A 6,859-nucleotide genomic window follows, 5' to 3' on the forward strand; every position below is an offset into this window, starting at 1 on the left:
GTTTCAATTCCCTTGCGGGAATCAGGGTCATTCTGACTGGCAGGTTGCTAGTGAAATCTGCCGAGCAACGCTAGCAGTTTCAATTCCCTTGCGGGAATCAGGGTCATTCTGACGCAAGTCAGCGGCGACAACTGCGGCGACAACTGAAGAGAGAGTTTCAATTCCCTTGCGGGAATCAGGGTCATTCTGACCGTAGCCTGTATGAACGATGCGTTGCATATCGAACGACAGAGTTTCAATTCCCTTGCGGGAATCAGGGTCATTCTGACGTGTTTATAGGCACGTATCAAGACTGGTCACGAAGTTTGGTTTCAATTCCCTTGCGGGAATCAGGGTCATTCTGACTAGAGGCGCGTGACGTGTGGGACGGCCTGCACGGGCGGTTTCAATTCCCTTGCGGGAATCAGGGTCATTCTGACGCTGACGGCGTGGCACGAGGTTCTGCGGGCCATCGAGCGGCACGGCTGTTTCAATTCCCTTGCGGGAATCAGGGTCATTCTGACTCACCAGTAGTTGTATGAGGGCGGCTCTGAGGACATCCGTTTCAATTCCCTTGCGGGAATCAGGGTCATTCTGACCGGTCGTGCTGTTTGGTCACAACTACAGCGAGCCGCCGCACGCTGTTTCAATTCCCTTGCGGGAATCAGGGTCATTCTGACCGACGTGTCACCGGCTCTATCCGGCGGCAACAAGCAGGGATGCGTTTCAATTCCCTTGCGGGAATCAGGGTCATTCTGACTGCAATGCGCGCACGAAGGCGCGTTTCCTTTTTTGTTTCAATTCCCTTGCGGGAATCAGGGTCATTCTGACTGGTGACAACCGTTCCGACTATCGCAACTGGACAGCACGGTGTTTCAATTCCCTTGCGGGAATCAGGGTCATTCTGACATTTTCCACGCCGCGAACCGGTTTATGCCCATCTCCTGTTTCAATTCCCTTGCGGGAATCAGGGTCATTCTGACGTACGGCGTCGGCGGACAAGGCCGTCGCGCTGGACCTCATCAGGTTTCAATTCCCTTGCGGGAATCAGGGTCATTCTGACTACCAACGCCTGAGAGCCTGACAATTCGTGCAGCCGTGTTTCAATTCCCTTGCGGGAATCAGGGTCATTCTGACGGATCGCCCGACTCACGCTCAAAGCCCACGCTCAAAACGCGGTTTTTCCGAGCGACTCCCCCGCGGACGCTTCTTTTTTCGCCGAGCACCCCCGTTCCTCCTCCTTTCGAGATCAGAATTTTTCCGAGCGACCCGGCCTTTTTTGCGGTTTCGGAGTCGCTCGGAAACGACCCCCCCTCGCGCAGGAGGAGCCCGGCCCCTACTTCCCGATGCAGAAGTCCGCGAAGATGCGGTCTATCACGTCCTCCGTCGCCGTCTCGCCGGTGATCTTCCCGAGCGAGTCCACCGCCGCCCGCAGGTCTATGCTCACGAAATCCATCGGCAGGGCCGACTCGACCGTCCGCAGGCAGTGCTGGAGCGAGAGCCTCGCCTCCTCGAGCGCGCGGCTGTGGCGCACGTTGCTGACGACGGCCCCCTCGGCGCAGGCCACCCCGCCGGACATCACCGCCTCCGCGATCAGTTCCTCCAGTTCGGCTATCCCCTCGTTCGACGGCGCCGCCGTCCCGATCACCGGCGGGCCGCCGGGGACGTTCTTCCCCGCCCACGCGCGCACCTCGCCGAGCAGGGCCTCCGCGTCGTCGCCGCGCAGGAGGTCAGTCTTGTTGACGACGATGAGCAGGCGTGAAGGGCCTGGGGGCGGGGCGGCTTGGGATACCGGCGAGGGCGAGAGCGTGCGGAGCAGGTCCTTGTCGGCCCGGGAGAGTCCCTTGGAGGCGTCGAGCATCGCTATCACCAGGTCGGCCTGCTCGATCATGCGGTGGGTGCGCTCGATGCCGGCCTTCTCGACGACGCCCGAGGTCGGCCTGATGCCGGCCGTGTCTACCGCCCGAACCGGGATGCCGCGGATGTTGACCGTCTCCTCGATGACGTCTCGCGTGGTGCCGGGGACCGGCGTGACGATGGCGCGGCTCTCCCGGACGAGCGCGTTCAGGAGCGACGACTTGCCGACGTTCGGACGGCCGACGATGACGGCCTGGACGCCCTCCCGGTAGACCTTGCCGCAGGAGGCGGTGTCGAGCAGGCCGGCGACGTGGCTGATGGCGTCGTGGAGCGCGGGGGCGACCTCCTCCGGCGGGATGTCCTCCACGTCGTCCGGGAAGTCAATGGCGGCCTCGATGCGGGCCATGATGCCGAGGAGGTCCTCGCGGAGGGCGCGGATCTGCGATGAGAGCGCGCCTTCCATCTGCCTGCGGGCGACGCGGAGCGACTCGTCGGTGCGGGCGCGGATGATGTCGAGGACGGCCTCCGCCTGCGCGAGGTCGAGCCTGCCGTTCAGGAACGCGCGCTTGGTGAACTCGCCCGGCTCGGCGATGCGCGCGCCCGCCCGGAGCGCGGCCTCCAGCACCCTGCGGGTCGGCACGAGCCCCCCGTGACAGCTTATCTCGACGGAGTCCTCGCCGGTGTAGCTCCTCGGCGCGCGGAAGACGGTCAAAACGCCGTCGTCCAGGCTCTCGCCGGACTGCGGGTCCACGATGGCGCCGTGGTGGGCGGTGTGGGTCGGGTAGGCCTCGAGCGGGAGGTCGGAGCTTCCCGCGAATATGCGCGCGGCGATCCGGAGGGCGAGCCGGCCGCTGACGCGGACGACGGAGATGCCCCCCTCGCCGATCGGGGTCGCTATGGCGGAGATGGTTTCGTCTGCGAACATGGGTCTGGCGCTCGGACGGGACGGATAGGACGGATGCCACCGTCCTTCGATACACGCGCCGGAGCGCGCACTCAGGACTAGCGGGTTCCCTTCCGGTAACCGCTCACTGATTACTGGTTACTGATGACCGGCCACTCCCCCGAAACCGTCAGCCCTGAGTGCTCGGAGCGAAGCGGAGAGTGTATCGAAGGGCGTTCTGGCCTGTGCCACCGTCCTTCTCCTGAATCAAGTTCAGGACCGCGCCGGAGCGCGCACTCAGGACTACCGGGGCCGGTCACCGGTCACCGATCACTGCCCCTCACCCCTACTTCTTCGGCGAGATGACCACGCAGCGCTCGGGCTCCTCGCCCTCGCTGTAGGTGTACACGTCCGGGTCGTCGGCGAGCGCGGTGTGCATGATGCGCCGGTCGTTCGGAGGGAGCGGGCCGAAGACCGCCTCCTCGCCGGAGCCCTTCACCTGCTCCGCGAGGCTGACCGCCTGGGCGCGGAGGTCCTCCTCCCGCCGCTCGCGGTACCCCTCCACGTCAACGACGATGCGGACCTTCTCCGGCATGCGCCTGTTGGTAGTGACGCCGACGAGGTACTGGATGGCGTCTATCGTCTGACCGTGCCTGCCGATGATTGCGGCGGGGTCGCCGGACCTGACCTCGAGCACGAGCTGGCCGTCCTGCGAACTCTTGACCTTCGCCTCGGCTCCGTCCTCGATGCTGTCCACGATGCGCTTCAAAGTCGCGACGCTCAGCTCGGCGGCGGCGCGCATCGTCTCTTCGGTCGGCGGCTCGGAGGGCGCTCTCTGCTCCGCGGGCGGGGCGGGGGCCGGCCTGTCGGCCCTCTGCTCCCTGGGCGGCCTCGGGGCGGGCGCGGGCCTCTGTTCGGGCGGAGCGGGCTTCTGCCTCGGCTCCGGGGCGGGCCTCGGGGCGCGCTCCCGGCTCTGCCTGGGCGGGCGGGACCGCTCGGGCCTCGGCTCGGGCGGAGCGGCGGGCTGTTCGGCGGGCTTGCGCTTGAGGGTGACCCTCACGCGGGAGGAAGCCTGCCCGATGCCGAGGAAACCGCGGGCCCCTTCCTCGATGATCTCGACGTTCACTTCGTCTTCGGTGACTCCGAGTTCCTTCAGGGCCTTGTCGGTGGCATCCTGGACGGTCTTTCCGGTCTGTTCGACGCTTGTCATTCGGTTGTTACCCCCTGATGTTGCCTGGACCGGCCCTCCGCGGGCCGATCGGAATCTCATGCCGACGGGTCTCTCGGAACCTCCCCCAGCCCCTCCTTGATAAGGAGGGGGCTCTCTGCTGTCCCCCTTACCAAGGGGGACCGGCCTCCCGGCCGAGGGGGTTCTGCCTTCCCGGGGCATCTCCCGGAACCTCCCCCGGCCCCTCCTTGACAAGGAGGGGGCTCTCTGCTGTCCACCTTACCAAGGGGGACCGGCCTCCCGGCCGAGGGGGTTCTGCCTCCCCGCGCCCTTCGATACACTCTCCGCTTCGCTCCGAGCACTCAGGGCTGACGGATTCTCTGTTCCAAAAGTAAACCCCGCTAGTCCTGAGTGCGCGCTCCGGCGCGTGTATCGAAGGACGGCCTCTCCCGGAACCCTCCTTGACAAGGAGGGGGGCGGCTCCGCCCGTCACTTCTTCCGCTTGCGGCGCGGGCCCTGCGAGGGCTTGGCGGCGGCCTTCTTCTGCAGTTCCTCCGCCAGCTTGAGAGGCGGGGCGGAACCCGGGGCGCCCGCTTCCGCGCCCGCGACCGCCGCCTCCGGCTTGCGCATGATGAGGTACTGCTGGGTGGTGCTGATTATGTTGAACACCAGCCAGTAGAGCATGAACGCCGACGGGAAGTCCTTGAAGATGAAGGCGAAGAGCACCGGCATCGTGTACGCCATGAACTTCTGCTGCTGGGCCTGGCTCGGATCCATCACCGTCATCTTCTGAGAGATGATCATGCTGACGGTGTAGAGGACGAGCAGGGGGATGTCCGGCTGGGCGAGGTTCGCGCCGACGATCCCCGGGAAGCGGTCGGCGAGGCTGCTGCCGATCCACAGGAAGCCTGCCTGCCTGAACTGGTACTCGTATAGCCGCACCATCCAGTAGAGCATGTAGAGCACGGGGAGCTGGACGAGCAGGGGCAGGCAGCTGCTGAACGGGTTGACGCCCTGCTCCTTGTAGATCTCCATCGTCTTCTCGCCGATGGTCTTCTGGTCGCCCTTGTACTTCTCCTGAAGCTCCTTGATCATCGGCTGGAGCTTCTGCATCTGGCGCATGCTCTTGAACTGCGCGCGCGTGAGCGGCGTCACCATGAGCTTGAAGATGAACGTGACGAGCACCAGGGCGATGAAATAGCTGTAGGACGGGCTGCTGCCGGTCAGCTTCACGAAGAAGTCGAAGAACTTGTAGAGCGGATGGGCGCGGTTCTTCTCGTCGGTGGTCTGCTTGAGTTCCTTCAGGCGCTTCTCGGCGGTGGTGGCGGCGCGGAACTCGGTGCGGCCGTACTGCTTGATGACGGCCTGGTATGACTGCGTCGCCTTGACGCCCTCGTGGAGCTTCGTCTCCTGGATGATGGCGACCTGGAGCTTGGCGTCGGCGGCCTGCTCGGTGCCCTTGTGGGCGCCGGCGACCTTGTTGTAGGCGCCGATCGCTTCCTTCAGCTTCTGCTCGTCACCGCCGGCCTTCGCCTCCTGCTCGCGGGCCTGCTGGAGCATCTCCAGCGCGGGCGCGGGCGCGGGTTGAGGCTGCATGCGGGGAAAGATGACGAAAAACCAGAGCGCCATCATGGCGATCATCAGAATCCACGTGCTGTATGAACGGTTCATTGTCTCCTCGAGTATGGCATGCCGGATGCCGGTCACTCCCGGTGGGACGGATGGGACGGGTGGGACCGATGCGACCGCCGCCCATCACCAATCACTCATTACGAATCACTACTCTCCGAACACGAGCGCTCGGGCGGGTCCGTCGAAGGGCGTTCAGCGCATGGGGTCGGGCACCGGGTCGTCTCCCCCGGCGCTCCAGGGATTGCAACGGAGTATGCGCCAGGCCGCCATGCCGACGCCTCTTATCAGGCCGTGCTTCAGTATCGCCTGAGCCGCGTACTCTGAGCAACTGGGCTGATATCGGCAGGTCCTCGGCTTGAACCTGGACGCTTTCTGGTAGACACGTATCAGGAACACTAAGACGTGCCGCAATCTAGTCCCCCGCTCGGACCCGCTCCCGTCAGTCCCGGCTCTCCATGAGCCCCGCTTTGCCCAGCAGGTCCTCCACGGCATCTCTCATCTGAGCGAAAGCCGCCGACCGCGCCGCCGGCCGCGCGATGATCACCGCGTCGAACCCGGTCTCGCGAATATTTCCCGACAGCGACCGCACGGACTCTCGCAGAAGCCTCGACATCCGGTTCCTCAGCACCGCGTTGCCCATCTTGGAGCTGGACGAGAAACCGAACCGGGCGAGATGAGCGCTGTTCTTTCGGAGCGCCCTCAGCACCAGGAGCCTGTTCGTGAACGCCCTGCCGCTCGAGTAGACGGTCCTGAAGTCGCGGCGGGCGGTGAGCCTCCGGTCCCTGGGCAGCATCCGATCCTCCGAATCATCCCCCCTGGGGAGAATGGGAGAGCGAGGGAATGGGCCGCGGGCGCCGCCCACCCTCTCCAGGGAGGACGGGACGCTCAGACGGTGAGCTTCGCCCGGCCCTTGGCGCGGCGCGCCTTGATGATCTTCCGGCCGCCGGCCGTCGCCATCCGCGACATGAAGCCGTGGACGCGCGCGCGGCGCCTTACTTTGGGTTGAAACGTTCTCTTAGGCAAATCCGGCTACCTCCATAGATGCGGATTATACCACAGCCCGGCGGGGGATGGCAATAGCCGGACGCCCCGCGAGGGGGTGATGAGTGATGAGTGGTGAGTGACCGGTGAAAGGTGGCCGTCATCCTGAACTCGATTCAGGATCCATTCCTCTGGATGCCGGATCGAGTCCGGCATGACGGCGGGTGGCGTGCCCCAAGAACGCCCTTCGATACACTCTCCGCTTCGCTCCGAGCACTCAGGGCTGACGGTTTCTGTCGGACGCAACGCCCCGTCATCCTGAACTCGATTCAGGATCCATTCCTCTGGATGCCGGATCG

The 6,859-nt window shown here is 64.8% G+C and carries 6 protein-coding genes and 1 CRISPR repeat array; all 6 genes read right to left on the bottom strand.

The window, feature by feature from the left end:
• Nucleotides 1-1,116: direct repeats of the CRISPR family, unit length 37 nt; unit sequence GTTTCAATTCCCTTGCGGGAATCAGGGTCATTCTGAC.
• Between the two features lie 199 nt (nucleotides 1,117-1,315).
• The 6 genes from mnmE to rpmH all read right to left on the bottom strand — a co-directional run bounded on the left by mnmE (nucleotide 1,316) and on the right by rpmH (nucleotide 6,542).
• A complete protein-coding gene (gene mnmE / locus KBC96_10710) occupies nucleotides 1,316-2,761 on the bottom strand; it encodes a tRNA uridine-5-carboxymethylaminomethyl(34) synthesis GTPase MnmE (protein MBP6964864.1) in 1,446 nt (481 codons plus the stop codon).
• A 304-nt stretch (nucleotides 2,762-3,065) separates the two neighbouring features.
• Nucleotides 3,066-3,929: a Jag N-terminal domain-containing protein gene (locus KBC96_10715; protein ID MBP6964865.1), complete on the bottom strand. Its 864-nt coding sequence runs from the start codon at nucleotides 3,927-3,929 to the stop codon at nucleotides 3,066-3,068.
• A gap of 447 nt (nucleotides 3,930-4,376) precedes the next feature.
• Complete coding sequence (gene yidC, locus KBC96_10720) at nucleotides 4,377-5,558, bottom strand: membrane protein insertase YidC (protein MBP6964866.1); 1,182 nt, start codon at nucleotides 5,556-5,558, stop codon at nucleotides 4,377-4,379.
• A gap of 153 nt (nucleotides 5,559-5,711) precedes the next feature.
• Entirely contained in the window at nucleotides 5,712-6,011 is a 300-nt protein-coding gene (yidD, locus tag KBC96_10725) for a membrane protein insertion efficiency factor YidD (GenBank protein ID MBP6964867.1), read from the bottom strand.
• Nucleotides 5,959-6,312 carry a ribonuclease P protein component gene (rnpA, locus tag KBC96_10730; protein ID MBP6964868.1) on the bottom strand — a complete coding sequence of 118 codons (354 nt, stop codon included), beginning with the start codon at nucleotides 6,310-6,312 and terminating at the stop codon, nucleotides 5,959-5,961. The genes yidD and rnpA overlap by 53 nt, the downstream gene beginning before the upstream one ends.
• A gap of 92 nt (nucleotides 6,313-6,404) precedes the next feature.
• Nucleotides 6,405-6,542: a 50S ribosomal protein L34 gene (gene rpmH / locus KBC96_10735; protein ID MBP6964869.1), complete on the bottom strand. Its 138-nt coding sequence runs from the start codon at nucleotides 6,540-6,542 to the stop codon at nucleotides 6,405-6,407.
• Nucleotides 6,543-6,859 lie beyond the last annotated feature (317 nt).

This window comes from Armatimonadota bacterium (assembly GCA_017993055.1).
Classification (GTDB): Bacteria; Armatimonadota; UBA5829; order DTJY01; family DTJY01; genus JAGONM01.

Coding starts and splice junctions, on each gene's coding strand:
- mnmE (MBP6964864.1), bottom strand. CDS start 2,761: ATGTTCGCAGACGAAACCATCTCCGCCATAGCGACCCCGATCGGCGAG.
- KBC96_10715 (MBP6964865.1), bottom strand. CDS start 3,929: ATGACAAGCGTCGAACAGACCGGAAAGACCGTCCAGGATGCCACCGAC.
- yidC (MBP6964866.1), bottom strand. CDS start 5,558: ATGAACCGTTCATACAGCACGTGGATTCTGATGATCGCCATGATGGCG.
- yidD (MBP6964867.1), bottom strand. CDS start 6,011: ATGCCGTGGAGGACCTGCTGGGCAAAGCGGGGCTCATGGAGAGCCGGG.
- rnpA (MBP6964868.1), bottom strand. CDS start 6,312: ATGCTGCCCAGGGACCGGAGGCTCACCGCCCGCCGCGACTTCAGGACC.